Origin of the sequence: Paenibacillus sp. NPDC058177, assembly GCF_042883835.1 — a bacterium.
Lineage (GTDB): Bacteria > Bacillota > Bacilli > Paenibacillales > Paenibacillaceae > Paenibacillus_AQ > Paenibacillus_AQ agri.
The window spans coordinates 215,259-216,812 of the sequence record NZ_JBHVVB010000006.1; the positions used below are offsets into that span (position 1 = coordinate 215,259).

General features: G+C 55.3%; 1 pseudogene. It reads right to left on the minus strand.

What is annotated here, in order from left to right:
* Positions 1-1,554 (minus strand): annotated as a pseudogene (locus ACFVU8_RS22535) (hypothetical protein); the annotation flags it as partial.

The following is a 1,554-nucleotide window of genomic DNA, read 5'->3' on the forward strand; positions in this document are numbered from 1 at the left end:
CTTACATGACGCTCTTCCACACTTTGCTCGGTCAGATGCCCGCCAGTTATGCTTTCAGGCTGCAGATGCTGTCCGTTCACCGCTCCCTTTGCCAGCTTCGCTCCTGTTAAGCTGCCGTCAGGCAAGAGATCGGACGTGTATACCTCCTCTGCCAGATGCTCAAGGGTGATACTGCCAGGTCTTACATGCCGCTCTTCCACACTTTGTTCGACCAGGTGCCCGCCAGTTATGCTATCAGGCTGCAGATGCTGTCCGTTCACCGCTCCCTTTGCCAGCTTCGCTCCTGTTAAGCTGCCGTCAGGCAAGAGATCGGACGTGTATACTTCCTCTGCCAGATGCTCAAGGGTGATACTACCGGGTCTTACATGACGCTCTTCCACACTTTGCTCAGCCAGATGCCCGCTAGTTATACTTTCAGGCTGCAGATGCTGTCCGTTCACCGCTCCCTTTGCCAGCTTCACTCCTGTTAAGCTGCCATCAGGCAAGAGATCGGACGTATATACCTCCTCCGCCAAATGCGCAAGGGTGATACTGCCGGGTCTTACATGCCGCTCTTCCACACTTTGCTCGGCCAGGTGCCCTCCAGTTATGCTATCAGGCTGCAGATGCTGTCCGTTCACTGCTCCCTTTGCCAGCTTCGCTCCTGTTAAGCTGCCATCAGGCAAGAGATCGGACGTGTATACTTCCTCTGCCAAATGCGCAAGGGTGATACTGCCGGGTTTTACATGCCGCTCTTCCACACTTTGTTCGACCAGGTGCCCGCCAGTTATGCTATCAGGCTGCAGATGCTGTCCGTTCACCGCTCCCTCTGCCAGCTTCACTCCTGTTACGCTGCCATCAGGCAAGAGATCGGACGTGTATACCTCCTCCGCCAAATGCGCAAGGGTGATACTGCCGGGTTTTACATGACGCTCTTCCACACTTTGCTCGGCCAGGTGCCCGCTAGTTATGCTATCAGGCTGCAGATGCTGTCCGTTCACTGCTCCCTTTGCCAGCTTCGCTTCCGTAATGCTGCCATCAGAAAGAAGATCGGACGTGTATACTTCCTCTGCCAAATGCGCAAGGGTGATACTGCCAGGTCTTACATGCCGCTCTTCCACGCTTTGATCGGCCAGGTGCCCGCCAGTTATGCTATCAGGCTGCAGATGCTGTCCGTTCACTGCTCCCTCTGCCAGCTTCGCTTCCGTAATGCTGCCATCAGGAAGAAGATTGGATGTGTATACCTCCTCTGCCAGATGCGCAAGGGTGATACTGCCGGAACGAATGTGACGGCTCTCTACGGTCTTTCCAGCTAAATGCCCGCCGTATACGCTGCCCTGCGCGAGATGCACGGATCCAACGGAACCCGTTGCCAACTTTTCTCCGGTAATACTTCCGTCCACCAATAGTTCGGCTGTCTGCACCTCCTCGGCCAGATGCGCAAGGGTGATACTGCCCGGGAGGATATGGCGGCTATCGACTGTCTCGTCTGCGATATGCTTTCCATTTACACTGCCCGGGGCTAGATGGAGAGAGTCTACAGAGCTTTCCGCCAGCTTGGCACCGGTAATACTT